Raw genomic sequence first — 26421 nt, forward strand, 5'->3', positions numbered from 1 at the left:
CGGTTCAGGGGGAGATATCGCATGGCCCGTTCCGTTGCCGTCCGCGCCGCCGTCATGGCCGTGGTCACCGGGGTGCTCCTCGCGGGGGTGAGCGCCTGCGGCGCCTCCGCCGGGAACGACAAACACCCCGACCACAAGTCCTTCGGGCTGCACGGCCGCACGCTCACCGTCGACTCCGACGACGCGGCACTGGAGATAGTCTCCGCGCGGGGCGCCAAGGCGGGCACGGTCCAGGTCACCCGGTGGTTCCAGGGCAAGGTCGTCGTCGGCGGCAGCCCCAGGGTGAGCTGGTCCTTCCAGGACGACCGGCTGAAGCTGCGCCTGCACTGCACCGGATTGATCGCGGACTGCTCGGCCAAGTACCGCATCGAGGTGCCGCGCGGGATCGCCCTGACGGTGACCGACAGCAACGGAGGCGTGCGCGCGCAGGGCTTCTCGGATCCGGTCAGCATCCGCAGCAGCAACGGCGCGGTGCGCGTCACCGACTCCAGCGGACCGCTCGAACTGCACTCCGGCAACGGCGCGGTCAGCGCCGAGGCCTCCTCCCGGCAGGTCCGGGCCGGCACGAGCAACGGCGCGGTGCACCTCGACCTGAGCTCCATACCCGACAGCGTGAACGCCCACAGCAGCAACGGATCCGTGACGATCACCGTGCCCCGCGCGGACTACCGCGTCCGGACCGGCTCCGCCAACGGCAGAGTCACGGTGTCCGTGCCGCGCTCCGACAGCAGCGCGCACACGGTGACGGCCGACACCTCCAACGGCGGGATCACGGTCCGTACGGCGAACTGACGGCCCGCCCCACGGCAACTGACCGGCCCGTGTGTTCGTCTTCCACGGGTGGGAGAATGACTCCACCCAGGGCGGACCACAGCACGGGAGAGGGATGTGACGGCGAGGAGAGGGCCCACGGCTCTGCGCGACACCCTCACTCTGATCGGCCTGCCGGTGCTGGCCGCGCTCGCGCTGCCCGCCGCGTTCGCCGGCGGCGGCACCCGGCGCTGGTTCGGCGGCCGGGCGGAGAGCCAGCGGGCCGAGGCGCAGGCGGCGAAGGACGCGGCGGCGGCCGCGTTCTACGAACTGGACACCGCCCAGCGGGATCTGCGGATCTCCGTCGAGACCATCACGGCGGTGGACGACACCCCGGCCGCCCGGCGCGCCGCGAGCGACTTCGCGGCGCTCGGCGGCCGGATCGACGAGGTCAGCCAACGGTACATCCAGGCCGTCGACGCCCATGATCTCGACCGGGACGACCTGGAGGCCGCCGCCGCGTCCCGCGCGCGCTCGGAGCTGACCGCCGCCAAGGACGAGCTGCTGCGCGTCAAGCAGGAGCTGGACCGGTTCGGCGGCTCGCTCGGGCCGCTGCTGGGCAAGGCCGAGACCCAGCTGGCCCGGGTGGCGCCCGCCGTGGAGCGGGCCCGGCAGGCCCTGCTGGGCGCGAGCAACGCGCTGGACGCCGTACGGGAGCGCGGGCTGCGGGCCGACGACCTCGCGGGCCGGCTCGCCGCGCTGTCCCCGGAGCTGACGAAGCTGAACCAGGGCGCCGGGCAGCACGGCGTGCAGCAGACGCTGGAGCGGGCCGAGCGGGTGCAGCGGGAGGCCGGGGCGATCCGGGCCGAGGCCGAGCGGCTGCCGGAGCTGGCGGCCGAGATCGACCACCGGCTGGTCTCGCTGCGCACGCGCGCGCAGGCGCTGACCACGCGGGCCGGGCAGGTGGACCCGGTCCTCAGCGAGCTGCGGCGGCGGTTCGCGGCGGCCTGCTGGCAGGATCTGCAGCACGTGCCCGAGCAGGCCGCGCAGAACGTACGGCAGGCCGAGCTGAAGCTCCGTGAGGCGCAGTCCGCCCGAGAGGCGCAGCGCTGGCCGGACGCCACGTCGCTGTTGTCGACGGTCCGGGCGTTGCTGAACACCACCGACGAGGCCGTGTCGGCCGCCGGTGACCGGCTGACCAGGCTGAACGCCGTACAGAAGGATCCGCAGGCCGAGATCGAGCGCACGCGGTTCGCGATCCGGGACGCCCAGCGGCTGGCGATGAGCGGGCGGGCGACGCCGGATCCGCGACATGCGGCGCCGTTGGACGAGGCGGTGGGGCGGCTGGAGCGGGCCGCGGCTTCGCTGGAGGGGCGCCACCCCGACTACTGGCATTTCCTGACCGAGACGGATGCCGTGCGGCGGGCCGCGGCGGAGGTCGTCGCGCGGATTCGTGAGGAGCGCGGGGGGCACTGAGCGCCGGGCGCTGCTGTTGCCCCACCCGGTGAGGTGGGCGGATATTGGGTGGACGGATGGCCTCCGCTACACGCCCGAGGGAGGCGGATATGGCCACACACGCAGCGCACCCACCACAGCGGCAGCGGATCCGGTTCGATCAGCATCTGCCCGTGGACCATCGGCTGAACACGGTCTACCGGATCGGCGCGGGCCTGATCGGCGCGTTCCTCGTCGCCTTCGGCATTCTGGGTCTGCTCCACAACATCGGCTTCTTCAGCACCGGCGGTGCCGAGGTCGTCGGGCTGAACACCAACGACACCCTGAGCGTGCTGTCGATCGTCGTCGGGGCGGTCCTGCTGGCCGGCATGGTGATCGGCGGAAACGTGGCGTCCACGCTGAACATGGTGTTCGGGGTGCTGTTCCTGCTGGCCGGCTTCCTGTTCCTCGGCTTGCTGGACACACCGCAGAACTTCCTGGCGTTCAAGATCCAGAACGTGTTCTTCAGCTTCGTCGTGGGCCTGCTGCTGATGACCTTCGGCATGTACGGCAGGGTCGGCTCGACCCTGCCGCACGACAACCCGTACTGGCGGGCCCGCCATCCCTCGGAGGGCGAGCCCGAGCGGCGTGAGGACGATCAGGTGCGGTAGGCGTAGAAGTACGCGCCCGGGTACGACGCGACGAGGCTCGCCACCGACCGGTTGTAGGTGTTGTTCGAGTGGTACGTCACGTACGGAACGCCGTAGCGGTCGCGGTAGGTGACGATCATCGAGTGGTCCTTGGACCCGTCCCGGTTGAAGTCCATCTGGATCACGTCGCCGAGGTCCGCCTGGTAGACGTCGGCCAGCGGCGTGACGCGCTTGGAGGACAGGGCGAACCAGGAGAACTCGTTGACGCCGACGAAGGAGTCCGACTGGATCTCGGAGTTGCCGAACCACTTGTGGAAGTCCGTGCCGTCACCCGGGACGTGCTTCCAGCCGCCCGCCTTCAGGGTCTGGCTGACGAAGTTGGTGCAGTCACCGCCGTCGGCCTCGCCGTTGAAGTCCGGGTAGTCCGGGTTGTAGTTGCGCCAGTACTTCTGCGCGTACGCCACCATGGCCTGGTAGTCGTAGGCGCCGCCGGTGAGCTTCTTCGGGTTGGCCGGTGCGGGCCAGCTGGTGGCGGCGCGGGGCGCGTCCGGCGGGCCGTCGTCGGCGGGCGTGGTCTTCGCCTTGGCGACCGACGGCGTGACGACCTGGTTCACGGCGAGGTAGCCGTTGTCGGTGTCCTTGATGCCGGTCAGCTGCCAGTCGCCGTGACGGTCCGCCTTGAAGGTCAGCTCGTGGTGGGCCTGGAAGCCGGTGGTCTTCGGCCCCTTGGCCGACGGCTTCTCGTAGGTCAGGGTCGTGATCTCGGTGACGGCGACCTTGGCTCTGCGGCCGTGCACCTCGGTCGCGTCGAGCGTGACCTGCGTGCTGCCGGCGCGGTACTTCTCGCCGAGCTTGGCCAGCAGGTTCTTGCGGGCCGCCAGCGTCTTCACGGCGGACGACTCCTGGTGGCTCTGCCCGCCGGACATGCGCACGGACCCGGAGAAGCCCGCCGTGTGCCGCGTGCCCTTGCTGCCGGCGCCGTCCACGAGGGCCTGGGTGCGGTCGGTGAAGACCGCGTCGGCCAGCTTCTGGAAGGTCGCCTTGGTGGCCGCGTTCACCGTCGGGTCGTCGACGACGGCGGCGCCCGCGGTCCAGTTGGGCAGCAGGGCCACGCCTGCGACCAGCGAGGCGGCCGCGGCGCCCACTATGGTGGCGCGGCGGCGGCTACGGCTCAGTTTTCTCGATCTCAATGATGTTCCCCTCTATGCCGGTAGGCCTACCGAGCGGTACGCATCCTCGCACGGATCGTGTGACTGGTGTGAAGACAGCTGCACAAGCGGAACTACTGTTACTCGCTTGTCACTTGAGGACGTTCACCGGACGACCGCCGACCAGTCCGGCGACTGCGCCGGGTCGAGGGCGCGCAGCGCCGCGAGGGTCTGCGGCTTCTGGACGTCGAGCCAGTCGGCCAGTTCCTTGAAGGACACGCACTTGACGCCCTTCTTGGTGCAGATCTTCGGGATGACCTGGTCGATGGCCTTCATGTAGATGCCGCCGTTCCAGTTCTCGAAGTGGTTGCCGATGAACAGCGGTGCGCGGCTGCCGTAGTACACGCGGTTGAAGCCGTCCATGTAGGACTGGACGGTCTGCTGTTCCCACTGCGGGTACTTGGCCGGGTCGCCGTGCACCTCGCCGTTGGACTGGTTGTAGAGGAAGTTGAAGTCCATCGACAGGCCCTGGAAGTCCTTGCCCGCGTACGGGAGCATTTCGAGCGGGAAGTCCCAGACGCCGTTCTTCTTCGTCGGCCAGATCTGGAAGTCGCCCGGCGAGCTGGCGTCGTAGCGCCAGCCGTAGCCGTACTTCTGCAGGGCCTTCAGCAGGTTCGGCTGGCCCTCCAGGCAGGGCGCACGGCCGCCGACGACCTCCTGCTTGAAGTCGAAGGGCAGGGCGGGGACGTCCTTGAAGCCGGTGTTGGTCTTCCAGTTCTCCACGAACGAGTAGAACTGGTCGATCTCGCTCTTCCACTGCTCGACGCTCCAGTCGCCGCCGCCCTTGGCGCCGCAGAAGTGGCCGTTGAAGTGCGTGCCGACCTCGTTGCCCTGCTCGTAGGCGAGGCCCAACTGCTCCAGCGTGGTGCGGATGTGCTCGTCGGTGGCGTAGTCGATCGCGGCGTCGCCGGGGCTGTGCATCGGGCCCTGGTACTTCGACTTCTCGCTCTTGGGCAGCAGGTAGATGCCGGTGAGGAAGAAGGTCATGTGGGCGTTGTACTCCTTGGCCATCTCCCGGTAGTGCGAGAAGAGATGGTCGTCGCCCTCCAGCGCGCCGTCCCAGGAGAAGACCACGAACTGCGGCGGCTTCTCGCCGGGTTTGAGCGGCACCGGCTTGAGCGTGCCCTTCTGCGGGCCGGTGTAGGAGGTGGAGCCGTCGCCGAGGATCTTGGTCCTGCCGTCCCAGGAGGGGGTCGGGCTGGGCTTGGCGGTGGTCTTCGGCTGGGGCCCAGAGGCGGCCGTCGGTGCGGTGCGGTCCGCGCGGGTCAGGGCCAGGTACCCGGCCACCAGCGAGGCGACGACGAGAAAGGCGGCCAGTGTCAGGACCTGCGGCCGGCGTATGAGGGCCGGGGCGGGCGCTTGCCTGCGGCGCGGCGACTTCTTGCGGGACATGCGCGGCTCAATCTGCGAGGAGGGCGGCGGGTGCGGGTGCGGGTCCGGGGGTCAGCCCAGTCCCATGGCTGCCGACCAGAGTCGGTACGGCACGCTGTCGGCGGACGTTCCGGCCAGCCCCTGGAGTGGCAGCGGCTCCAGGGACTCGGCCAGGTTCATCCGGTAGACGACCACCGCCGTGGAGACGGAGTCGTCGCTGCCGGCGTACCAGGCTGCGGTGTCGTTGGCGGCGGTGCCGGCCTTCCCCGCCAGGTGCGGCCGCGCGGCGGCCGTGGACGGGTGGGCGGCGCGGAAGGAGTCGGCGAGCGCGTCGGTGACGTCCTGGGCCACCGCGGTGGCGACCGCGCGCTGCGGTTGCGGCGTGTTCAGGGGGAGCGGCGCGCCGTTGCGGGTGATCCGGCGCACCGAGTACGGCTCGGTGTGGGTGCCGCCGGCGGCGAACGTGGCGTACCCGCTCGCCATCCGGATCGCGCTCGGCGTGGAGGTGCCGAGGGACAGCGCGGGCACCTGCGGGCCGAAGCTGTCGGACAGCAGCCCGGCGGCCTCGGCGGTCTGCCGCACCTTGTCCAGGCCGGCGTCCATGCCGAGTTGCATGAACGGGGTGTTCACCGACCGGGCGAGCGCCTGGCGCAGGGTGATCTTCCCGTACGACGTATTGCCGTCGTTGTGCGCGGCGACCTTCTTGCCGCTGCGGTCCCAGTACGGCCCCTCGGGGGTCATGACGGGGATGTTGTCGTCGCCGTCGTAGACGCTTTCCGGGGTGACGGGGGTGGCGGGCCCGCCGCGGGTCTTGTGGACGCCGTGCTCCAGCCCGGCGGCGTAGACGAACGGCAGGAAGGCGGTGCCGGCCGGGACGGTGGCCGCGTTGGACTCGTTGTAGCCCTGCGTACGGTGGTCCGGGCCGCCGTAGACCGCGAGGATCCGTCCGTCCGCGGCGACGGAGGAGGCGCCGTAGTGGGCGTCCTTCGCCGGGCCCGGATCCTTCTGCTTCGCCTGCTTGCGGGCCTTGGTGACGGCGTCGGTGAGCGCCTGTTCCCGTGTGCGGTCGAAGGTCGTGTAGATCTGGTAGCCGCCCAGGTCGAACTGCTGGTCGGTCAGATGGGCGGCCTTCTTCGCGTACTGCGAGGCCAGTTCGACCAGGTAGTCGCTCTGCGCACCGGTGTTGTAGAGCGGGTTGGTCTTCAGCGGCTCGGGGAACGCCTTGTACGCGGCACGCTGCTGCGGGGTCAGCTTGTGGATCTTGACCATGCGGTCCAGGATCCACTTCCAGCGCTCCTCGGCCCGGTGGTGGTTGGCCGCGCTGAGCGTCGGGTCGTACAGGCCGGCGCCCTTGAGCAGTCCGGCGAGCATGGCCGCCTCGGAGACGTCGAGCTTGCTGACGTCCTTGCCGTAGTACGCCTGGGCGGCGCGCTGGATGCCGTAGCTGCCGCGGCCGAACCAGCTGGTGTTGAGGTAGCCCTCCAGGATCTGGTCCTTGCTCATCTTGTTGTCGAGCTTGAGGGCGATCATCGCCTCGGTGAACTTGCGGCTGATCGTCCGGTTCTGGTTGAGATACACGTTTTTGACGTACTGCTGGGTGATGGTGGACCCGCCCGCGGTGTCCCCCTCGCCCACCGTCTGCCACAGGCCGCGGGTGATGCCCCGCACGGAGATGCCGGGGTCCGTGTAGAACGTCTCGTTCTCCGCCGCCAGCACCGCCCAGCGCACGTCCTGGGGGATGTCCTTGAGCGGCATGGCCTGCCGCTGCACCCAGCCCGTGCGGGCCATGGGGGTGCCGTCGGACCAGAAGAAGACGTTGTCCTGCTGGGTGGCGTACGAGTTCAGGTTGCTCGGAATGTCCGTCATCGCGTACGCCGTGACGAGGAAGGCGGAGAGCAGGCCGAACGACGTGAGGACACCGCCGATCCACTGCCGCCACGAGGGCATCCAGCGGCGCCAGCCGGTGCGGCCGGGGCGCGGGTAGACGGGCTTGAGCCGGCGCACGTAGGGCGCGAGCCGGCGGGCGTACGGCGCCAGGGGGGCGAGCAGCGCGAGGAGGCGCCGGGCGGTCGCCTCGGCGCGCTGGCGCGCCGAGAGGCGGGCGCTGCGCCGGCGCTCGGCCCGGCCGCCCCCGGCCCGCTCGGGCGGCTCCGGCGGCGCGGGCACCCGCAACTGCATGGTCTCGTCCGCCCGGGCGGCACCGACCCTTATGTGCAGGGTCGCCTCGCTGTCGGGCAATTCCTCACCATGGTCCCCCCCTTGAGGACGATCCTGTCCCCGCGACGCGTCAGTCACGACGGCGTCTCCCCTCCGCACTCGCTCTTGCTCGCGCGGTGAGCTGAGCGTTCTCGCAACGGCGCAAACAAGCTATCAGCGTATTTTCGAAACCCTCACACATGTGTCTGTGAAGAAGCCCGTTCGATATGGATCACGCCCGGATCACAAGGGCCCGAACCGGGCCCCGGCGGCTACCCTGGGCCCATGCCTCGCTATGAGTACCGCTGCCGGACCTGCGGCGACACGTTCGAACTGAGCCGACCGATGGCGGAGTCGGCCGCACCCGCGTCGTGCCCGGGCGGCCATGACGACACGGTGAAGTTGCTCTCGGCCGTGGCGGTCGGGGGTACGGCCGCGCAGGCCCCCGCGGCCGGTGGGGGCGGCGGAGGCGGGTGCTGCGGCGGAGGCTGCTGCGGCTAGCCCTGCCGGGCGGATTGCAAGAATTCCCTGAGAATTCGCTCCCCCGCGAGGACCCCCCGCTCCGGCAGCGCGGTGATCCCCGGTGCCGTCCAGCCCGTGTCGGCCAGCTCGCCGTGGCCGGGGCGCCAGCCCCGGTCGGCGGCGAGCAGGAGGTCGGCGTCCAGCAGGGAGTCACCGGCGGCCAGGGTCAGGTCCGCGCCCGTGCGGCGGGCCACCTCGCGGACCGCGGCGCTCTTGGTGAGCGGCCGCGGCACGGCGTAGAGCTTGCGGCCCTGGAGCGAGACGGCCCAGCCCCGGCCCTGCGCCCAGGCCGCCAGCTCCTTCACCCACTCCTCGGGCAGCAGCTCGCGCTCCACCACCAGGTAGGTGAACAGCCCCTCGGCGACCCGGTGCTTGCGCAGCCACGCCGGGTCGGCCGTCCGCGCCAGATGGTCGTGCACCTCCGCCAGCGGCGCGCACGCGGCGGCCAGGCGCGCCTGCACGCGCGCGTGCCAGTCGGCGTCGGTGACCCCGTCGACCAGCAGATGGCCGCCGTTGGCACAGACCGCGTACGCGGGAGGCGGTCCCGGCAGGCTGATCCGCTGGTACTGCTTGCGGGTCCGGGTCGTCGTCGGCACGAACACGGCCGCGTCCCCGAGCTCGGTCAGCAACTGCGCGGCCGTCTCCGTCAGGTACGACAGCGGCTTCGCCTCGTGCACCTCCACGCACAGCAGCCGGGGCGCCCGGGCGTCCGGCATGGTCAGCGCGAGGGCCGCCGAGGAGTAGATCAGCGTACGGTCGAGGTCGCTCGCCACCAGCACCGGCATCAGACGTTCACCGCCCGGCCGTCGGCGCCGGTCGCCCCTCGGGTGTACTTGGGGTGGATCAGCCCGACGCAGGTGTACGGCAGCTCGCCGACCTCCTCGACGGGTACGCCCCTCTGGTCCGCGAGCAGGCGTACATGGTCGAGGTCGGCGCCCGCGCCCTTGCGGGCCAGGATCTTCCAGGGCACCCGGCGCAGCAGCACCCGGGTGGTCTCGCCGACGCCGGGCTTGACGAGGTTCACGTCGTGGATGCCGTGCTCCTCGCTGATCCGCTCCACGGCCCGCCAGCCCTCCCAGGTCGGGGTGCGGTCCTCGGCCATCAGCTCCTTGGCGGCGGTCCCGGCCGCGTCGGCGACCTCCGGGAAGCGGGCGGCGACGGCGTCGAGGAAGGCCACGGAGACGTCGGAGCCGGCGAGTTCGCGGTAGAACTTGGCGCCGTGGAAGTCGTCCGGACCGACCAGGTCGGCGCGCAGCACCGTACGGGATATCAGGCCGGAGACCGTCGAGTTGAGGCAGGCCGAGGGGATGAGGAAGTCCTCCCGGGTGCCGTAGGTGCGCACACAGGAGCCCGGGTCGGCGAGGACGGCGATCTCCGGGTCGAAGCCGCCGATGCCCTCCGCCTGCTCGAACTCCTCGACGGCCCGGGCGAGTTCCCGGGTGATCGCGCCCTTGCCGGTCCAGCCGTCCACGAAGACGACGTCCCGCGGGTCGTGGTGCGCGGCCAGCCAGCGCAGCGCGGTGGCGTCGATGCCCCGGCCGCGCACGATCGAGACGGCGTAGTGCGGGAGGTCGAGCCCGTGCCGGAACTGCGCCCAGCGGCGCATGAGGACCCCGACCGGGGTGCCGGCCCGGGCCAGCGACACCAGCACCGGCCGCGGCGACCGCTCGGCGAGCACCGTCTCCGTCACCACGCCGACGGCCTGCGCGATCCGGGCGGCGGAGGCGTCGAGGGCGGCCTGGAACAGCTCCTGGTACTGCTCGCTGGGCTGGTACTCCACCGGCAGCGACTCGGCGTAGTGCGCCCCGCCGCTCTGGATGGCCTCCTCCCGCTCCTCGGTCGGCGCCTCCAGGCTCACGTCGGAGAGGTCCTGGAGCAGCCAGCCGACCTCCTCGGGCGCGTACGAGGAGAATGCGGGGCCGCGGAGGGGCTCGGGCAGCATGGCCGGCCTTTCGGGAGCGTGCTGGGGCTCGGGGACGTAGGACGGGACGACCGCGAGCAGGACGTGCGGGACGTGCGCCGCGAGCTGGGCCGCCAGCCCGTCGGGCGCGTGCAGGGCCGGGGTGTCGGCGACGGAGTCGACCACGGCGACGACGGCGTCGAACCCCCCGCCTGCGACGTTGTAGGCGTACCGCTCGCCGGGCCCGTCGGCCGGGTCGTCGTGGGCGGGGAAGACCAGGCGGGTGCGGATGGCGTAGCCGGGGTCGTCCAGCGCGAGCACGGGCGAGCGGGTGGTGGTGGAGAACCGCACCTCGGCGTCCATGACCTGCTCCAGCTCCCGGGCGAGCCGCAGCGGGGCGTACATCAGCTCCTCGAAGCCGAGGACGAGGACGCGGCGGGCGGAGGCGGGCAGGGCGTCGGCGAGGCGGGCGGCCATCTCGGGAAGGGCGGCTTCGAGGCGGGCGCGGTGGGCGGGGGTGAACCCGTGCCGGCCGCCGTCGGGGAGGCGGTGCGGCCAGTGCAGCTCGATTCGGCCGTACGGGGACGTCGGGTCGGTCACGGCGGACCCGCACCCGGCGTCCTCGTGGCGGGCCACCAGTCGCCGCCCCTTCTCCAGCACGTCCGACGGCAGCCGCACCGTCCCGGACGCGGCGGCGACCAGGTCCACCCGCGCCCCGATCTCCGTGGCGAACCGTTTCATCCGGTCGACGTCCTCCGCCGACCGCATGTCGACCAGCGCGACCACCACATACCGCTCCCGCGGATACCGCGCGTGCAGATCACGCACCGTGTTCAGCACGGTGTTGCCGGTCGAGAACTCGTCGTCGACCAGCACCAGCGGGCCGTCCCCGGCCAGCAGCGCGGGATCCTCCGGCAGCAGCAGGTGCGACGTGGCGTGCGAGTGCGACTCCTCGAAGCCGCCCGCACGGGCGACCCCGGCGACCGGCCGCCGCGTGGAGTGCAGGTACGGCGCCGTACCGAGCCCGTCGGCGACGGCGTGGCCCAGTCCGGTGGCCGTCTCCGCGTACCCGAGGACGACCGCTCGGGCCGCCTCCGACTCGCCGAGCAGACCGGCCACCCGGCGGCCCAGCCGGACCCCGTGCCCGTACACCACGGAGGGCGACTGCGGGACGTGCTTGCCGAGGACGTTCGACACCAGCAGATGGGCCCGCTTCGGGTTGCGCCGCAGGGCGAGCCCCAGCAGGGGCCGCAGCCCGTCGTCCCCCACGAGTTCGACCCCGAGCCGCTGCGCGACCCAACTGCCGGACCAGACCCCGTCGTTCACTGCGTTCCTCATGCGTCCCTTATCCCGGCGGCGAGCAGCTCCACGAAGCCGACCTCCTCGCGGGCCACGCCGAACGCCTCGGCGCGCAGCAGAGTCCGCTCGGCCCAGGCGCGATGCGGCTTCACTTCGTTCATCTTGTTCGTGTAGGCCGATCTGAGGACACCCCCGCCGCCGCGTTCCGGCCGCAGGATGTCCTGGGCGTCGCTGTACTCCTCGTGGCTGACCACGGACAGCGCGTGCACGGGCAGCACGTGGGAGGGGTGGATGCAGGTCTTGCCGAGCAGGCCGTTGGCGTGGTCGAGGGAGATCTCCCGCAGCAGTCCGTCCATGGCGTGCTCGATCAGCTTCTCGCGCAGCTCGACGGCCTGCACCTCCAGGAAGGGGCTCTGCCGCAGCTGGGGCTTGAACATGCGCTCCGAGAGGCGGAAGTACTCCCACACGGGCCCGGTCACGGTGAATCCGGTGCCGTCGGCCCGGCCCAGCATGTTCACGACGTCGGCGATCACCGAGGCGACGATCTGGACGTCGTAGGCGGTCATGTCGGGGGCGCGGCGCAGGCCGTAGGAGGAGCAGAAGTCGGTGACGCCGAGGCGCAGCGCGAGCACCCGGTCGCGGAACTTGTCGACCGCGCGGAATATGCCCTCCAGGGTGTCCACCCGGGACTCGCGGTAGAGCAGCTCGGGGGACTCCAGGACGGGCATGGCGAACAGCCGGCGGCCGCTCTCCCCCTCGGCGGCCGTCAGGGCCTCCAGGAACGGGATGCCGCGCTCCTCGGTGAACTTGGGCAGCACGAACCCGGACAGCAGCCGGACGGACGCGCCGAGCCGCCGTACGAGGTCGGGTATCTGCTCGGGGGCGCGCACCCGGATGAAGAGCAGTGGCGGCTCGCAGCCGGGCCGGGCGGCGAGGTCGGCGAACTGGCGGACGAGGTTCTCCTCGCCGGCCATGACGTCCGCGTCGTCGATGGAGTCCTCCAGGCACAGCACCATCGAGATCACGCCGTTCCCGGCCTGTTTGACGATGTCGTCGGCGAGCCGCGGCCGGGTGGCCGGGCTGTACAGGGTGGCGCCGAGGGCGGCGGCGAGCAGCCGGGCCGGGGAGTCGGCGGTGAACGCGGCCGGCTCCCGGTGGAAAAGGCGCTGCCGCACCTCGGGGGCGATGTGCCCGAAATGACGCATAGGACTCCCCCAGGGCACGGGCCCGAGTGTTTGAGTTCGGTAAAAGGTGGCCGGTAATAGTACGTACGGATCCATGTCCTGGGTTCCCTGCGGGCATGAATTTCCGGTAACCCGCTTGTGTCGGCGGCCGTCGGCGGCCCTGCCCCCGCATTGTCGTGACCAGGACCGAGAGGGCAGGATGACCGCATGACGCACGCCATGCTGAAGGGATCGAACGTCCCGCTGGATGCCACCACGGTCCGCGCCGTGCTGCGCTGGACGCCCGGGCAGGGGGTCCCGGACGTGGACGCCTCGGCCCTGCTGCTGGGACCCGACGGCCGTGTGCGCTCGGACGAGGACTTCGTCTTCTACAACCAGCCCCGGCATCCGTCCGGAAAGGTGTGGCGGCTCGGCAAGAAGCGGGTCACCGAGGGGCTGACGGACACGATCCAGTCGGACCTTCCCGGTGTCGAGCCGAGTGTCGGGCGGATCGTGCTCGTGGCCTCCGCGGACGGCGTCACGTTCGACCAGGTGCCGGCGCTGTGCATCCTGCTGTACGACGCGGCCGCCGACGGGGAGCCGCTGGCCACCTTCGAGATCAAGCCGGAGACCGGCGCGGAGACGGCGCTGATCTGCGGTGAGCTGTACCGGCGCGGGGAGGGCTGGAAGTTCCGCGCGCTGGGCGAGGGGTACCAGGACGGGCTGAAGGGCCTCGCGACGGACTTCGGCATCTCGGTGGACGAGTCGGAGGGGGCGGAGCCGGCGCCGGAGCCCACGACGTCCCAGCCGCTGCCTCCCGAGCAGCCGACGTCGGTCGTGCCGCAGCAGCCGCCCGCGTACGGCTATCCGCAGCCGACGTCGGCCGGGCCTGCGTACGGCTACCCCCAGCCGCAGCCCGTGCCGGTGCCCGCCGGGCCGCTGGACCCGAACTTCCGGCTGCCGCCGCAGGGGCCCCAGTTCATCGGGCGGTGAGGGGGGCGGCCCGCCCTCACCGGTCCGCCGTCTTGTAGCCCCTGCCCCACTGCAGGCCCCAGCCGTACAGCCGGTCCAGCTCGCCCTGGAAGCCGTACACGAACTTCACCTCGCGGTGGACGAGCAGTTCGTCCTTCACGTTCTCGATCATCACCACGGCACACGAGCGCGCCTGCGGATGGCGTTCGTCGAGGCCGATCTCTATGCGCGGGCCGTTGCTGGGATAGAGCGTGACGATGGCATGGGTACGGTCGAAGGCCGGGGTCTGGTCGTAGATGTAGACGAAGACCAGCAGGCGTTTGATCTGGTCGCGGTGGTCGAGGTTGACGTACATCGTCTCGCCCGACGCCGAGCCGAACCGGTCGTCGCCGCTGAGCTTGATGTACGGCGGGGCGTTGACATCGCCGAGGAGGTTGCCGAGCGGCTGGACGACGCCCTTGGTGCCGTCGGCCAGTTCGTACAGGCAGCCGAGGTCGAGGTCGACGTTGACCATGCTCTGGCCGTGCCCGAGCACCTCCGGCGGTTTGAGCACCCTGAAGGGGTGCCGGAAGAGGCCGGCGCGCGGGGCGGTGTCGAAGTCGTCGGACGTGCGCATCCGCCAGGTCAGGTTGACCCGCAGGTTGCCCGTGGCCGCGCCCTGTTTGGTGAGGGAGACCGTGTGATGCCGGGCGGACATCTGGATGGAGCCGGTCGCGGCCTCGCCCGAGTCGAAGTTGGCGGCGCTGGCGCCCCGCAGTCCGTCGAAGAAACCCATTCCCGCCCCCAGGTCACGCGGCTGTGCGCCGGTACGTCGATGCCCCTGTACGCCGTCGGGGCGGCCGGCCGGTGCCGGCCGCCCCGTTCAGAGCGTTCCTCACCCGCGGGGGCGTCACACCCCTGAGGACACCTCGGCCGGGGCGTCGCTGTCCTCGCCGGCGGCTTCGAGCGCGCGGTTGCGGCGGACGGAGGACCAGAAGGACAGGGCGATCAGGACGACGCCGACGAGACCGGTGATGACCTCGTTGATCTCGTACTGGATGGTGACCATGAGGATCACGGCCAGGGCGCCGATGGCGTAGTGGGCGCCGTGCTCCAGGTAGACGTAGTCGTCGAGGGTGCCCTGGCGGACCAGGTAGACCGTGAGCGAGCGGACGTACATCGCGCCGATGCCGAGGCCGAGGGCCATCATCACGATGTCGTTGGTGATGGCGAAGGCGCCGATCACACCGTCGAAGGAGAAGGACGCGTCCAGGACCTCCAGGTAGAGGAACATGAAGAACGCGGCCTGGCCGGCCAGCAGCACCGCCGACTTCTTCTTGCCGGTGCGGGCGGCCTCTTCCTCCTCCTCGTGCTCGCGCTCCTCCTCTTCCTCCAGCCGGTCCTCGAAGTAGCCGGACAGACCGCCGACGATCATGTACGTGATCAGGCCGGCGATGCCGGCGATCAGGACCGTCTGCGCCTTGTCGACATGGGCGCCGCCGTGCTGGTGGGCGTGGACGGCGAAGGTGAAGGAGGTGATCAGCAGGACGATCAGGGCGATGCAGACCGACAGCATGTCGACCTTGCCGAGCTTGGCCAGGGGCCGCTCGATCCAGCGCAGCCACTGGATGTCCCGGTCCTCGAAGATGAAGTCGAGGAAGATCATCAACAGGAACATCCCGCCGAAGGCGGCGATAGCCGGGTGGGCGTCGGTGACCAGCTGCTGGTAGCGGTCCTTGTCGCTGAAGGCGAGGTGGACCGCGTCGACGGGGCTGAGCTTGGCGGTGATGGCCACGATGACGACCGGGAAGACCAGCCGCATGCCGAAGACCGCGATGAGAACGCCGACCGTGAGGAAGATCTTCTGCCAGAAGGCGTTCATCTTCTTCAGGATCCCGGCGTTGACGACCGCGTTGTCGAACGACAGCGAGATCTCCAGGACGGCGAGGATCGCCACGACGCCGAAGGCCTCCCACCCCCCGTAGAAGACCGCGGCGACCAGGCCGAGCGCGGTCACCGCGAACGACCAGCCGAAGGTTTTCAGAAGCACTGGCTACCCAATCATCTAGGTACGGGTCTCCCCCGCGCCGTACTCGGCTTTGCTAAACGTTGACCCCGAGTGTAGAGGTGCACCCTACCGGCGGTACCAGCGGCTACGAAACGTTCACCCCGAAGTCCAGGGCGATACCGCGCAGACCCGAGGCATAGCCCTGGCCCACGGCCCGGAACTTCCACTCTCCCTGGTAGCGGTACAGCTCGCCGAAGATCATGGCGGTCTCGGTGGAGGCGTCCTCGCTCAGGTCGTAGCGCGCCAGTTCCTGGCCGTCGGCCTGGTTGACCACGCGGATGAAGGCGTTGGAGACCTGGCCGAAGGTCTGACCGCGCTCGTCCGCCATGTGGATCGAGACGGGGAAGGCGATCTTCTCGCACTGCGGCGGGACCTTGGCGAGGTCGACCAGAATCGATTCGTCGTCCCCCTCGCCCTCACCGGTGAGGTTGTCACCGGTGTGCTCGACGGAGCCGTCGGGGCTCTTGAGCTGGTTGTAGAAGACGAACCACTCGTCGCCCAGCACTCGGTTGCCGGCGCCGCACAGCAGCGCGCTGGCGTCCAGGTCGAAGGGGGCGCCGGTGGTGGACCGCGCGTCCCAGCCGAGCCCGATCATGACGTTCGTGAGGTTGGGTGCGGCTTTGGAGAGGGAGACGTTGCCTCCCTTGGCGAGCGTGACGCCCATGATGCTGGTCCTCCCCTAGTGGTGCTTCTCTGGTTGTCCTGCGCGTCCGGCGCCGCCCCTAAACGGTGCGGCGCCGGACGGTTGCGGGGTCGGACGTCGGCCGTCAGACGTTGACGCCGAAGTCCTGGGCGATGCCGCGCAGACCGGAGGCGTAGCCCTGGCCGATGGCGCGGAACTTCCACTCCGCGCCGTGCCGGTACAGCTCGCCGAAGACCATCGCGGTCTCGGTGGAGGCGTCCTCGCTCAGGTCGTAGCGGGCGATCTCCTGGCCGCCGGCCTGGTTCAGCACACGGATGTAGGCGTTGCGGACCTGGCCGAAGGACTGCTGGCGGTTCTCGGCGTCGTAGATCGACACCGGGAAGACGATCTTCTCGATGTCGGCCGGGACGCCGGCCAGGTTGACCTTGATGGCCTCGTCGTCGCCCTCGCCCTCGCCGGTGATGTTGTCACCGGTGTGCTCGACGGAGCCGTCGGGGCTCTTGAGGTTGTTGAAGAAGACGAAGTGCTGGTCGCTCGCGACCTTGCCGGAGTTGTTCAGCAGCAGCGCGCTGGCGTCGAGGTCGAAGTCACTGCCGGTCGTGGTGCGGGCGTCCCAGCCCAGACCGACCAGGACCGCGGTCAGGCCCGGGGCCTCCTTCGTCAGCGATACGTTGCCGCCCTTGCTGAGGCTGACTCCCACGAGTCCTCCATGTGGTGTCCGGGGGCGGGGAGCCCCGTCGTGCTTCGGATACGGGATCAACGTGCCGATCCTAGTGACGGGTTCCCGCCCCCCGCAGACCCTGGACCCGACGACGCACAGGTGTCGGCCCACGGTCGGCCTACAGGGTGTCGAGCGCCTTCACGTACTCGTTCAGGTCACGGGCGTCCGGCAGGCCGTTGACCACGGTCCAGCGCACGACGCCCTCCTTGTCGAGGATGAAGGTGCCCCGCACGGCGCAACCCTTGTCCTCGTCGAAGACGCCGTACGCGCGCGAGACGTTGCCGTGCGGCCAGAAGTCGCTCAGCAGCGGGTACTCCAGGCCCTCCTGCTCGGCGAAGACGCGCAGGGTGTGGATGGAGTCGTTGGAGACGGCGAGCACCTGGGTGTCGCGGTCGGCGAAGTGGGGCAGGTTGTCACGCACCTCGCACAGCTCGCCGGTGCACACACCGGTGAAGGCGAAGGGGTAGAAGAGCAGGACGACGTTCTTCTCGCCCCGGAAGTCCGAGAGCTTCACGGTGGCGCCGTGGTTGTCCTTGAGCTCGAAGTCGGGGGCCTTGTCGCCGACCTGGATCGCCATCGGGATGTTTCCCTTTCGGTGGGCTGTTCGGAGGAGAACAGCCTACGGCGAAGGGGCGGCGGTCACCCGGAGGGACCGCCGCCCCCGCCTCGCTCACCTGCGGGAGGCGGTCACTTCCTGGCGGCCTTGGGGCTCAGCAGTCGGGTGCCCACCCAGTCCTTGCCCGCGCTGGTGCTCTTGGTCTGCGACAGGCCGGCCGTCTGCGCGGCGTCGTTGATGTCGCTGGGCTCGACGTATCCGTCCCGGCCGGTCTTCGGCGTCAGCAGGACGATGTGGCCGTCCTCTTCGAGGAAGCCGATGGCATCGACCAGCGCGTCCGTCAGGTCGCCGTCCTCGTCACGGAACCACAGCAACACGGCATCGGCCACGTCGTCGTAGTCCTCGTCCATCAGCTCGGAGCCGATGACCTGCTCGATGGACTCGCGGAGTTCCTGGTCGACGTCGTCGTCGTAGCCGATCTCCTGGACCACCTGGTCGGGCTGGAAACCCAGCCTGACGGCCAGGCTCGTCTCCGCGTGGTCCGCGGTCGCGCTCACGGTCTGCCTCCTGATCATGTTTTCGGGAACAACTCAGCCACGCGCGTGCGCGTGATGCTTGGCCGTAGTCCACACGTGCGGGGCGGATCGCGCAAGTACCCGGCCCCCGGGACCGCCGAAACGGTGACGATCCCGGCCTTGTCACCGCAACTTCTGGCACCGCATCCCGATCCAGAGTGACCCAAATCACACACATTTGCCTGTTTTACGGAGCCTCCTCCGCCAACGGAAATCACTGGTGGAGATGACGTACGCCGCCCCGAGGTAGACGATGGGGAACGGCGCAGGCAGGTGCGGACAAGCAGGAAACCGCAGGAAACAGCAGAAAAACGGCCCTCTGACAGGTAAGGAACAGCGTGCCTTCCGGATCCGATCGCAACCCGATCATCATTGGCGGCCTTCCGAGTCAGGTCCCTGACTTCGATCCCGAAGAGACCCAGGAGTGGCTCGACTCCCTCGACGCCGCCGTGGACGAGCGCGGCCGGGAGCGGGCCCGCTATCTCATGCTCCGCCTGATCGAGCGGGCCCGCGAGAAGCGCGTGGCCGTGCCCGAGATGCGCAGCACGGACTACGTCAACACGATCCCGACCAAGAGCGAGCCGTTCTTCCCGGGCAACGAGGAGATCGAGCGCAGGATCCTCAACGCGACCCGCTGGAACGCGGCCGTGATGGTCTCGCGCGCCCAGCGCCCCGGCATCGGGGTCGGCGGCCACATCGCCACCTTCGCCTCCTCCGCCTCGCTGTACGACGTCGGCTTCAACCACTTCTTCCGCGGCAAGGACGACGGCAAGGGCGGCGACCAGGTCTTCTTCCAGGGCCACGCCTCCCCCGGCATCTACGCACGCGCGTACCTGCTCGACCGGCTCACCGAGGACCAGCTCGACGGCTTCCGCCAGGAGAAGTCGAAGTACCCGAACGGCCTGTCCAGCTACCCCCACCCGCGCTCGATGCCGGACTTCTGGGAGTTCCCGACGGTCTCCATGGGCCTCGGCCCGCTCGGCGCGATCTTCCAGGCCCGGATGAACCGCTACATGGAGGCGCGCGGCATCGCCGACACCTCCGGCTCCCATGTGTGGGCGTTCCTCGGCGACGGCGAGATGGACGAGCCGGAGTCGCTCGGCCAGCTGTCCATCGCCGCCCGCGAGGGCCTGGACAACCTGACCTTCGTGGTCAACTGCAACCTCCAGCGCCTCGACGGCCCGGTGCGCGGCAACGGCAAGATCATCCAGGAGCTGGAGTCGATCTTCCGGGGCGCCGGGTGGAACGTGATCAAGCTGATCTGGGACCGCACCTGGGACCCGCTGCTCGCGCAGGACCGGGACGGCATCCTCGTCAACAAGATGAACAACACCCCGGACGGCCAGTTCCAGACGTACGCCACGGAGTCGGGCGCCTACATCCGGGACCACTTCTTCGGCGACGACCACCGGCTGCGCGCCATGGTCGAGAACATGACCGATGACCAGATCCTGCACCTGGGCCGCGGCGGCCACGACCACCGCAAGATCTACGCGGCGTTCACGGCGGCCAAGGAGCACAAGGGCCAGCCGACGGTCATCCTGGCCAAGACGATCAAGGGCTGGACGCTGGGCCCCAACTTCGAGGGCCGCAACGCCACGCACCAGATGAAGAAGCTGACGGTCGACGACCTCAAGCGCTTCCGGGACCGCCTGCACCTGCCGATCACGGACCAGCGGCTGGAGTCGGGCCCGCCGCCGTACTACCACCCGGGCCGGGACACCGACGAGATCCAGTACATGCACGACATGCGCAAGCAGTGCGGCGGGTACGTCCCGACGCGCGTCGTGCGCTCGAAGCCGCTCGCGCTGCCGGACGACAAGACGTACGCGACGGTGAAGAAGGGCACGGGCCAGCAGTCCATCGCGACGACGATGGCGTTCGTCCGGCTCCTCAAGGACCTCATGCGGGACAAGGAGATCGGCCGGCGCTTCGTGCTGATCGCGCCGGACGAGTACCGCACGTTCGGCATGGACTCCTTCTTCCCGAGCGCGAAGATCTACAACCCGCTGGGCCAGCAGTACGAGTCGGTGGACCGTGAACTGCTGCTCGCCTACAAGGAGTCGCCGACCGGCCAGATGCTGCACGACGGCATCTCCGAGGCGGGCTGCACGGCGTCGCTGATCGCGGCGGGCTCGGCCTACGCCACGCACGGCGAGCCGCTGATCCCGGTCTACGTCTTCTACTCGATGTTCGGTTTCCAGCGCACCGGCGACCAGTTCTGGCAGATGGCCGACCAGTTGGCGCGCGGTTTCGTACTGGGCGCGACCGCGGGCCGTACGACCCTGACCGGTGAGGGCCTCCAACACGCCGACGGACACTCGCAGTTGCTCGCCTCGACCAACCCGGCGTGCGTGGCCTACGACCCGGCGTACGCGTACGAGATCGCGCACATCGTGCAGGACGGCCTGCGCCGGATGTACGGCGGCGACGCCGAACACCCGCACGGCGAGGACGTCTTCTACTACCTGACCGTCTACAACGAGCCCATCCAGCACCCGGCCGAACCGGCCGACGTGGACGTCGAGGGCATCCTCAGGGGCGTCCACCGGATCGGCCCGGCCACGGCGGGCTCGATCCCGGCGCAGATCATGGCGTCGGGCGTGGCGGTGCCGTGGGCACTGGAGGCGCAGAGGATCCTCGCCGAGGACTGGAACGTGAAGGCCGACGTCTGGTCGGCCACCTCCTGGAACGAGCTGCGCCGCGAGGCCGTGGCGTGCGAGGAGCACAACCTGCTCCACCCGGAGGAGGAGCAGCGCGTGCCGTACGTGACGCGCAAACTCGGCGGCGCCGAGGGGCCGTTCGTGGCCGTGTCCGACTGGATGCGCTCGGTTCCGGACCAGATCGCGCGGTGGGTGCCGGGCACGTACCAGTCGCTGGGCGCGGACGGCTTCGGCTTCGCCGACACCCGGGGCGCGGCGCGGCGCTTCTTCCACATCGACGCCCAGTCGATCGTGGTGGCGGTCCTGACCGAGCTGGCCCGGGAGGGCAAGGTCGACCGCTCCGTACTGAAGCAGGCCATCGACCGGTACCAGCTGCTGGATGTCTCGGCGGCGCATCCCGGAGCGGCCGGCGGAGACGCGTAACGCTGCGCTTGGCCTTGGCCGACGGCGACCAGGGAGGGCCTGCTGGTCGCGGCCGGGTGCGGGTGACTGCGTGGCTGGTCGCGCAGTTCCCCGCGCCCCTTGGGGAGTTGCGGCTCCGTCGGCCAAGCGCGCACTGCCCCCTCCGCAGCGCGCGCCGTGGCCCGGCCGTCCTCCCATGCCCTGCGGAGGACTTGACCCACTGTGACCTGCGGCGCGCGCCCGGTGCGAGGGATCTTGAGCGGCGTCACCCTGATAGGTGAACTCCGCCCGGATCGGCGTCAGATGTGACCCACGCCCGCGCCCGCCTCGGCGTTCACGCCCCGCTTGGTGAGCAGCGCGACAAAGATGGCGACCGCCGCGACGCCCGCCGCGACCAGGGAGGCGAGGCTCATGCCGGAGATGAAGGTGTGGTGCGCGACCTCGGTGATCTTCGCGGCGACCGGCTCCGGCGTGCCCTTGGGCAGCGGCGCCACGCCGACCTGGACCGCCTCGGAGGCCTGGCTCAGCTGGGCCGGGGTCAGCTTCGGCAGCCCCGCCCCCGTCCAGTTGCCCGCCAGGTCGCTGTCGACCTTGGAGGCCATCACGGCGCCGAGCACGGCCGTACCGAGGCTGCCGCCGATCTGCATGGCCGCCTGCTGGAGGCCGCCCGCGACACCGGACAGCTCCATGGGGGCGTTGCCGACGATGACCTCGGTGGCGCCGACCATGACCGGCGCGAGGCCGAAGCCGAGCAGCGCGAACCAGATCGACATGACGCCGCTGCCGGTGTCGGCCTTGAGCGTCGACATGCCGTACATGGCGACGGCGGTGGCGGCCATGCCGCCGGCCAGCGGGATGCGCGGGCCGAGCTTGGTGATCGCGGCGCCGGCCAGCGGTGAGCCGACGATCATCATGCCGGTGAGCGGCAAGAGGTGCAGACCGGCCTTGATCGGGGTCAGCCCGTGCACGTTCTGGAGGTAGAACGTCACGAAGAACAGGCCGCCCATGAAGGCGATGGCCATCAGGACCATGAGGACCACGCCGGCCGAGAGCGGGACCGAGCGGAACAGGCCGAGGGGGATCAGCGGCTCCGCGACCCTCGTCTCCCAGACCGAGAAGAGCGCGAAGAGCAGCACCGAGGCGGCGATGAACGCCCAGGTCTTCCCGTCGCCCCAGCCCCACGTCGGGGCCTTGATGAGCGCCCAGACCAGGCAGAACATGGCGCCGGAGAGCAGCCCGATGCCGAGGATGTCGAAGGAGCGCGGGGCGTTCTCGGCGCGGTGGTCGAGCAGGATCAGCAGGCCGAGGACCAGGGCGACGGCACCGACCGGCACGTTGATGAAGAACACGGACTGCCAGCTGACGCGCTCGACGAGGACGCCGCCGAGGATCGGGCCGCCCGCGGTGGACGCGCCGATCACCATGCCCCAGATGCCGATCGCCATGTTGAGCTTCTCGGCCGGGAAGGTGGCCCGCAGCAGGCCGAGCGCGGCCGGCATCAGCAGGGCGCCGAACAGGCCCTGGAAGACGCGGAAGGTGACGACGGCGGCGATGCTGTTCGACAGTCCGATGGCGCCGGAGGCGGCGGCGAAGCCGGTCACGCCTATCAGGAAGGTCTGGCGGTGCCCGAAGCGGTCGCCGAGCTTGCCCGCGGTGATCAGGGAGACCGCGAGGGCGAGGAAGTATCCGTTGGTGATCCACTGGACGTCGGCGAAGCTCGCCTTGAGGTCCTTCTGGATCGCGGGGTTCGCGATGGCCACGATGGTGCCGTCGAGGGCCACCATCATGACCCCGACGGCGACGGTGATGAGGGTGAACCACGGATGGCCGCGCAGCCCCGCGGGAGGGGGCGCCTCGAACGGGGCCGCCGGCGCCCCGTCCCCCGCCCCCGAGGCGTCGATGGTGGTCTGACTAGTCATACGTTCGAGGCTAGTGACAGCTGCTGACAGTTGACAAACAATTTCACATGTCAGTAACTGACACGTGTGAAAACTCTGCGCGAACGCAAGAAACAGCGCACCCGGGAGTCGCTGCTGCGAGCCGCCCTCGAACTGTTCACGACCCAGGGGTACGAGCACACCACCGTCGACGAGATCGCCGAGGCCGTCGACGTCTCGCAGCGCACCTTCTTCCGGTACTTCGCCGGCAAGGAGGACGCGGCGTTCGCGGTGCAGGACATGACCGAACAGCACTTCCTGGCGTGCGTGCGGGCGCGGCCCGCGCACGAGTCCCCGATGGAGGCGCTGCGCCAGGCGGTGCTGGAGGGCTGGGACGCGATCCGCGAGACGGTCGAGTCGGCGGTGCCGGTCGAGCTGTACCTGCGCATGTACCGCACGATCGAGTCGACGCCGGCGCTGCTCGCCACGCACCTGCGCCGCTCGGCCGCGACCGAGGAGGCGGTCGCGCGGCTGCTGGCCGAGCGCGAGGGCGTCGACCCGGACGCCGACCCCCGGCCGAGGCTGGCGGTGGCCGTTTTCGGCGGGGTGATAAGGGTCACCGAGCGGCAGTGGTGCACGGGCGAGGACTTCAGCCTGGAGTCGATCCGTCAACTCACCGCGTCCTACCTGGATCAGGTGGGTCCGGCGCTCACCGGCAACTGGCGTGCGGGCGGGGCTCGTCGACCGGACTGACAGGGCGTTCGATCTTCGACGAAACGTGATACCTGTCACTCGGTTACCGCGAGACCGTCCCGTTCTCCTAGTGTGTCCTCCCAGTGACTTCCTTCGACACCTCCCCGCAACTGAACGTCTGGCGCGCACTGCTGGCGCTGGCCGTGGTGTTCGTGATGCTCGCGACCACCGGCTGGACCGCCCTGCGCAGCCACCGTGAGTCGACGGCCCTTCAGGCCTCGCTCGCCACGTGGGAGCACGGCCGGCTGCACGGCCACCACCTGCCGGACCCCGAGGGCGACCCGGCGCGGCTCACCCGCTTCTTCGCGTCCCTCTCCCCCGCGGACCAGAGCCGCCTCGCCCACCGCTATCCGCTCGCGGTCGGCAACATGAACGGCGCCCCGGTCACCTTGCGCTACCGCGCCAACCGCGTCGCGCTGGAGCAGGCCCGCAAGGTCGAGCAGGAGCGCATGCACGACAGCCGGCTCAGCACGGCCGGGCACCAGGACGCGGGCCGCCGTATGCACCGCTACGAGTCCCTGCTCACGCCCGGCCGGCAGATCCTCTCCTTCGACCCCGAGGGCACGGGCCGGATCGCCGAGGTGTTCGGAAACCTGGACCGGGCCCAGCGGATCTCGGTCGTCGTCCCCGGCGTCGACACCGACCTGCTCACCTTCCAGAAGACGAACCGGCCGTACACCGCCCCGGTCGGCATGGCCACGGCGCTGTACGCGCAGGAGCGCAAGGCGAGCCCCGGCACCCGCACGGCCGTGATCGCCTGGGCCGACTACACCGCGCCCGACGGGCTCGGCGTGGACGCGGCCACCGGCCTGCGCGCCGCGGAGGGGGCCCTGCGGCTGAACTCCCTGCTGGAAGCCCTGCCGGGCACCGCGCCGGTGACGGCGATCTGCCACAGCTACGGCACGGTGGTCTGCGGCGTCGCCGCGCACGACATGCCCCGCCGGGTGTCCGACATAGCGGTGGCCGCGAGCCCCGGCATGCGGGTCTCCGAGGCCTCTCATCTGCGCACCGGCGCCCGGGTGTGGGCGATGCGGGACGCCACCGACTGGATCCAGGACGTGCCGTACCTGGAGCTGGGCGGGCTCGGGCACGGTGCCGACCCGGTGTCCTCGGCGTTCGGCGCGCGTGTGCTGTCGGCCCGGGACGCCCAGGGTCACGCCGGCTATTTCCAGCCGGGCACGGACAGCCTGCGCAACCTCGCCGACGTCGGCGTCGGCGCGTACGCCGCGGTGACGTGCGCCCGGGACAACGACGCGTGCCGGGCCGGTGCGCCCGGCACGGCTACGGCCGGACGCGCGTAGAAACAGCAGGAAGTGCGGTCTGCGCGGGTGGCGACGGAGGAGCACGTGCCGCATACGATGAGCCGCATGGGTGACGTACTGGCGGGATTTCATGCCGTCTGGGAGTTCGAGTCCGACTCCGTGCTCATCCGTTACGAACGGGGGATTCGAACACCGAAGCTGTTCCAGGCGCTCGGCGAACGGCGCATCCCGCTGTCCGCGGTCGAGGACGTGAGCCTCACCCCGGGCAGGCGTGGCACCGTCGTCCTGCGGCTGCTGCCGCGCGCCGGCGCCGATCCGCTGCTGGAGGCGGCCGACGGGCAGCTCAAGGACGGCTCCGATCCGTACCGGCTGGTGCTGCCGGCCGAGCGGGAGACGCTCGCCGCGTACTACGCGGACGAGCTGAAGGGGCTGCTGACCGAGTCCGGGCCGGTCGACCGCCACATGGTGCCCGCGCCCGAGGCGCCGCTGCACTTCAAGGCGTACGACGCGAAGGCCTCCTTCGACGGGACGGCCGTGCAGTTCCGCTGGTCCTGGACGGGCGCGTCCTCGGCGAAGTGGAAGGCGGGCGACCAGAGCTTTCCGGTCACCGACCTCAGCGGGGTGCAGTGGCGCTCGCCGGAGGTCTTCGAGGGGCATCTGCGGCTGATCAGGCGCTCGGCCGACTCGGCGGCCCCGGCGGTGCAGGCCGACCAGGACCCGGCGGCCGTGGTCTTCGGGCTGGGGTACGGCCCGGTGCACGAGTCGCTGCCGTTCGCCGCGGCGGTCCTGGCGGCCGTGCGCACGAGGGGGCCGGTACCCGCGCTGCCGGCCCCGGCGCGGCGGGATCCCGCCGACATCGCCGAGCGGATCCGGCATCTCGGGGAGCTGCATCAGGCCGGGCTGGTCACCGACGAGGAATTCTCCTCCAAGAAGGCCGAGTTGCTGGCCGAGCTGTAGGGGATCAGCTCTCGGGGATCAGCTCTGGGGGATCACTTCCCCGCCGCGTAGAAGCTGATCTTGCGGTCCAGGACGGACAGGGTGTCGTGCAGTTCCGCGATGCGGGTCAGGACGTCCCTGCGGGTCGACTCCAGCAGTTCCTGGCGCTCGGCGTAGGTACTCTCGCCCTCCCGCACCAGCTCCGCGTACCGCACCATGTCCGCCACCGGCATGCCCGTCAGCCGCAGCTTGGTCACGAAGTCCAGCCAGTCCAGGTCGCGGTTGCTGTAGCGGCGCTGGCCGGTGTGGGAGCGGTCGACGTGCGGCATCAGCCCGATCCGCTCGTACCAGCGCAGGGTGTGCGCCGTCAGGCCGGTGAACGCGACGACCTCGCTGATCGTGTAGCGGTCCTGCCCCTCGGGGCGCGGATGGCGTCTGGGCGGGGCGGAGCAGATGTCTGCGGGGGCCGTGCGTGCGGGGTCCGCCGGCTTGGTCTGCATCACCGTCATGGCCCCACGCTA

Annotated in this window: 23 protein-coding genes; 9 read left to right on the forward strand and 14 right to left on the reverse strand. The window is 70.4% G+C overall.

Going from position 1 to position 26421, the window contains the following annotated elements; translation table 11 throughout:
- Positions 1–21: 21 nt before the first annotated feature.
- The 3 genes from AC4OXY_RS18385 (at position 22) to AC4OXY_RS18395 (ending at position 2855) form a co-directional block, all read left to right on the forward strand.
- Positions 22–792, forward strand: coding sequence for a DUF4097 family beta strand repeat-containing protein (locus AC4OXY_RS18385; protein WP_356030526.1), 771 nt, complete (start codon positions 22–24; stop codon positions 790–792).
- Between the two features lie 96 nt (positions 793–888).
- Positions 889–2226, forward strand: a complete 1338-nt coding sequence (locus tag AC4OXY_RS18390; RefSeq protein WP_491994229.1) for a hypothetical protein — start codon at positions 889–891, stop codon at positions 2224–2226.
- A gap of 89 nt (positions 2227–2315) precedes the next feature.
- A complete protein-coding gene (locus tag AC4OXY_RS18395) occupies positions 2316–2855 on the forward strand; it encodes a DUF4383 domain-containing protein (protein ID WP_356030524.1) in 540 nt (179 codons plus the stop codon).
- On the opposite strand, the gene AC4OXY_RS18400 is transcribed toward AC4OXY_RS18395, so the two are convergent.
- The 3 genes from AC4OXY_RS18400 to AC4OXY_RS18410 all read right to left on the reverse strand — a co-directional run bounded on the left by AC4OXY_RS18400 (position 2843) and on the right by AC4OXY_RS18410 (position 7591).
- The gene (locus tag AC4OXY_RS18400) at positions 2843–3958 is read right to left on the reverse strand and encodes an amidase domain-containing protein (protein ID WP_491994615.1); all 1116 of its coding nucleotides are present in this window, start codon (positions 3956–3958) and stop codon (positions 2843–2845) included. The genes AC4OXY_RS18395 and AC4OXY_RS18400 overlap by 13 nt on opposite strands.
- 189 nt (positions 3959–4147) lie before the next feature.
- On the reverse strand, positions 4148–5434 hold the full coding sequence (locus AC4OXY_RS18405; protein ID WP_356030523.1) for a polysaccharide deacetylase family protein: 1287 nt from the start codon (positions 5432–5434) through the stop codon (positions 4148–4150).
- Positions 5435–5485: 51 nt separating this feature from the next.
- Positions 5486–7591, reverse strand: coding sequence for a transglycosylase domain-containing protein (locus tag AC4OXY_RS18410; protein WP_491994616.1), 2106 nt, complete (start codon positions 7589–7591; stop codon positions 5486–5488).
- Between the two features lie 303 nt (positions 7592–7894).
- Between AC4OXY_RS18410 and AC4OXY_RS18415 the strand changes: the two genes are divergently transcribed.
- Positions 7895–8110 carry an FmdB family zinc ribbon protein gene (locus AC4OXY_RS18415; protein WP_356031242.1) on the forward strand — a complete coding sequence of 72 codons (216 nt, stop codon included), beginning with the start codon at positions 7895–7897 and terminating at the stop codon, positions 8108–8110.
- Here AC4OXY_RS18415 and AC4OXY_RS18420 read toward each other — a convergent pair.
- Genes AC4OXY_RS18420 through AC4OXY_RS18430 form a run of 3 tightly spaced genes read right to left on the reverse strand, consistent with a single transcriptional unit; the run spans position 8107 to position 12535 of the window.
- A complete protein-coding gene (locus tag AC4OXY_RS18420) occupies positions 8107–8916 on the reverse strand; it encodes an HAD family hydrolase (RefSeq protein ID WP_491994230.1) in 810 nt (269 codons plus the stop codon). The genes AC4OXY_RS18415 and AC4OXY_RS18420 overlap by 4 nt on opposite strands.
- The gene (locus tag AC4OXY_RS18425) at positions 8916–11369 is read right to left on the reverse strand and encodes a phosphoribosyltransferase (protein ID WP_491994231.1); all 2454 of its coding nucleotides are present in this window, start codon (positions 11367–11369) and stop codon (positions 8916–8918) included. The genes AC4OXY_RS18420 and AC4OXY_RS18425 overlap by 1 nt, the downstream gene beginning before the upstream one ends.
- Positions 11366–12535 (reverse strand): HpcH/HpaI aldolase/citrate lyase family protein, encoded by a 1170-nt coding sequence (locus AC4OXY_RS18430; protein ID WP_356031246.1) that lies wholly within the window; start codon positions 12533–12535, stop codon positions 11366–11368. Before AC4OXY_RS18430 ends, AC4OXY_RS18425 begins: the two co-directional genes overlap by 4 nt.
- 186 nt (positions 12536–12721) lie before the next feature.
- On the opposite strand from AC4OXY_RS18430, the gene AC4OXY_RS18435 reads away from it, so the two are divergent.
- Entirely contained in the window at positions 12722–13486 is a 765-nt protein-coding gene (locus tag AC4OXY_RS18435) for a TerD family protein (RefSeq protein ID WP_356031248.1), read from the forward strand.
- A gap of 16 nt (positions 13487–13502) precedes the next feature.
- Here the strand turns inward: AC4OXY_RS18435 and AC4OXY_RS18440 are convergent, their stop codons facing one another.
- The 6 genes from AC4OXY_RS18440 to AC4OXY_RS18465 form a co-directional block, all read right to left on the reverse strand.
- Positions 13503–14240, reverse strand: coding sequence for a TerD family protein (locus AC4OXY_RS18440; RefSeq protein ID WP_491994232.1), 738 nt, complete (start codon positions 14238–14240; stop codon positions 13503–13505).
- Positions 14241–14354: 114 nt separating this feature from the next.
- Positions 14355–15494 (reverse strand): DUF475 domain-containing protein, encoded by a 1140-nt coding sequence (locus AC4OXY_RS18445; RefSeq protein WP_491994233.1) that lies wholly within the window; start codon positions 15492–15494, stop codon positions 14355–14357.
- Between the two features lie 103 nt (positions 15495–15597).
- Positions 15598–16176 carry a TerD family protein gene (locus AC4OXY_RS18450; protein WP_071370379.1) on the reverse strand — a complete coding sequence of 193 codons (579 nt, stop codon included), beginning with the start codon at positions 16174–16176 and terminating at the stop codon, positions 15598–15600.
- A 103-nt stretch (positions 16177–16279) separates the two neighbouring features.
- Positions 16280–16855, reverse strand: coding sequence for a TerD family protein (locus AC4OXY_RS18455; protein ID WP_356031253.1), 576 nt, complete (start codon positions 16853–16855; stop codon positions 16280–16282).
- Positions 16856–16994: 139 nt separating this feature from the next.
- Complete coding sequence (locus tag AC4OXY_RS18460) at positions 16995–17453, reverse strand: peroxiredoxin (RefSeq protein ID WP_356031254.1); 459 nt, start codon at positions 17451–17453, stop codon at positions 16995–16997.
- A 110-nt stretch (positions 17454–17563) separates the two neighbouring features.
- Positions 17564–17989 carry a DUF3052 domain-containing protein gene (locus AC4OXY_RS18465; RefSeq protein ID WP_356031256.1) on the reverse strand — a complete coding sequence of 142 codons (426 nt, stop codon included), beginning with the start codon at positions 17987–17989 and terminating at the stop codon, positions 17564–17566.
- Between the two features lie 356 nt (positions 17990–18345).
- Between AC4OXY_RS18465 and aceE the strand changes: the two genes are divergently transcribed.
- Positions 18346–21093: a pyruvate dehydrogenase (acetyl-transferring), homodimeric type gene (gene aceE, locus AC4OXY_RS18470; RefSeq protein ID WP_362821565.1), complete on the forward strand. Its 2748-nt coding sequence runs from the start codon at positions 18346–18348 to the stop codon at positions 21091–21093.
- A 278-nt stretch (positions 21094–21371) separates the two neighbouring features.
- Here the strand turns inward: aceE and AC4OXY_RS18475 are convergent, their stop codons facing one another.
- Positions 21372–22991 carry an MFS transporter gene (locus tag AC4OXY_RS18475; RefSeq protein WP_491994234.1) on the reverse strand — a complete coding sequence of 540 codons (1620 nt, stop codon included), beginning with the start codon at positions 22989–22991 and terminating at the stop codon, positions 21372–21374.
- Between the two features lie 66 nt (positions 22992–23057).
- Between AC4OXY_RS18475 and AC4OXY_RS18480 the strand changes: the two genes are divergently transcribed.
- The 3 genes from AC4OXY_RS18480 to AC4OXY_RS18490 all read left to right on the forward strand — a co-directional run bounded on the left by AC4OXY_RS18480 (position 23058) and on the right by AC4OXY_RS18490 (position 25921).
- On the forward strand, positions 23058–23702 hold the full coding sequence (locus tag AC4OXY_RS18480; RefSeq protein ID WP_356031262.1) for a TetR family transcriptional regulator: 645 nt from the start codon (positions 23058–23060) through the stop codon (positions 23700–23702).
- Positions 23703–23785: 83 nt separating this feature from the next.
- Positions 23786–25003: an alpha/beta hydrolase gene (locus AC4OXY_RS18485; RefSeq protein ID WP_356031263.1), complete on the forward strand. Its 1218-nt coding sequence runs from the start codon at positions 23786–23788 to the stop codon at positions 25001–25003.
- A 66-nt stretch (positions 25004–25069) separates the two neighbouring features.
- Positions 25070–25921: a DUF4429 domain-containing protein gene (locus tag AC4OXY_RS18490; RefSeq protein WP_356031265.1), complete on the forward strand. Its 852-nt coding sequence runs from the start codon at positions 25070–25072 to the stop codon at positions 25919–25921.
- A gap of 32 nt (positions 25922–25953) precedes the next feature.
- Here AC4OXY_RS18490 and AC4OXY_RS18495 read toward each other — a convergent pair whose 3' ends face one another.
- Positions 25954–26409 (reverse strand): MerR family transcriptional regulator, encoded by a 456-nt coding sequence (locus AC4OXY_RS18495; RefSeq protein ID WP_356031266.1) that lies wholly within the window; start codon positions 26407–26409, stop codon positions 25954–25956.
- Positions 26410–26421 lie beyond the last annotated feature (12 nt).

The sequence above is a fragment of the Streptomyces sp. HUAS MG56 genome, from assembly GCF_058673395.1.